The sequence below is a fragment of the Rahnella inusitata genome, from assembly GCF_965118895.1.
GTDB lineage: Bacteria > Pseudomonadota > Gammaproteobacteria > Enterobacterales > Enterobacteriaceae > Rahnella > Rahnella inusitata_A.
Map to the genome: position 1 here is coordinate 1 of NZ_CBCPJJ010000044.1, position 1,414 is coordinate 1,414.

Below are 1,414 nucleotides of genomic sequence, written 5' to 3' on the forward strand. Positions count from 1 at the left end.
TAATGCCGGTCACTTAAGGTGACCGGCATTGTTTTTTAAGGGATATTTCGACCTTTTTTCTCTCACTTCCCTTGTATATTCCCGCTCGCGCCTCGAGGGCAGTTTTAGCATCGCTGCGTTGCTGTAAAAATGCTTCAGATGACCAGGGATCGCTCCCGCTGATGCCCACGGCAGCCCGATTAACAACCGTAATATCTCTGACACTGCACCGCTAAAACTCAGCTGATAAGGCAGATAATCTCCCTTCAGGCTGAACGCCATCTTGATCATCTGATAACGAATAAGGTTATAAGTTAGCAGGATACCCCACAGCTCCTGCCTCACCAGTTCAGGAAGTTTGCTTCTCAACGCCCACCGGTTCCCCAGTAAAAACTGCTTAGTCTCCCGGTACCCTAACTCGATTTCCCAGCGATGCTTATAAAGCTCCGCCACGCTGGCCGCCGGATAACGCATCGCATCCGTCATTGACGTCAGCACCTGCCGTTCAACGCCATTGACCTTCCGACGGATAAGCCGCACGGTCATTTCCTCCGGCAGACCTTCCCACTGTTTTCTGGCCTGCGGTGACGTTTTCAGCCGTATCAGCTCGTCCTGTTTGCCGAGCTTACACACCACCTCGTACTGCGTGTTCTTTTTCAGCGGCGTCAGCCAGTGGCGATTTTCGCCCGCATTATGCCAGTCATGTAGCAGCCCTAAAGAGTAAAAACCCTTATCAAACAGCGTAATACTGTTATCCGGCGCGCTGTCTGCCAGCTGTGCCGCCAGGCGCATCTCGTTAACGTTGTAACTGTCCATCACACTGGCCCGCAGCAGGTGGCTGCTCAGCTCCATCAGGCATACCATGCGGACCTGAGGATATCCGCGTTCACCGTGCTGATTCGACGCCTTACCGAAGGCCTCTGCATTTTCAGGCGTGTCCTGCGTATGCCAGACAACGCCATCGACGGCATTGAGTGTCAGTCCGTGCCAGAGGGGATGTTTTGCCTCTGCATGCCAGTGTTGCTGAGTGATATCAAACAGAACCCGGATGGCATCTTCACCTAACGTTTTTCTGCGGGCAATGACGGAGCTGGGTGCGGTGAATGAGCGTCCGGTTCGGTCAACAATATCCATCAGATTAACGATATGACTCATAGGCTTATTGTTGAATATAGCCATGCCGATAACCAGCCAGACCATGGACTCGAGGGGGAGTTTACGCTTGCGCAGTGTGACGGTGTCAGTGAGAGAAAAAGCTTGCTGAATGAGGTCAGGAGACAGGAGGTCAGCGAGGCTTTGAACTTCATCTGGGGCAGTGAGATTGATAATACCGAGAGCTTGTGAAAGTTCCATTTAAAAAGGGTCCATGTTGAGCATGAACCCTTTTTACACGAGCCACTGGATCGGTCAACTGATCCTTAAACGATCAGCATTA

Annotated in this window: 1 protein-coding gene; it reads right to left on the bottom strand. The window is 51.8% G+C overall.

The genetic code is table 11. From position 1 onward, the window contains the following. Positions 1-9: 9 nt before the first annotated feature. Positions 10-1,332, bottom strand: a complete 1,323-nt coding sequence (locus tag ACMHLI_RS23360; protein WP_413531460.1) for an IS4-like element IS1271 family transposase — start codon at positions 1,330-1,332, stop codon at positions 10-12. Between the last annotated feature and the right edge of the window lie 82 nt (positions 1,333-1,414).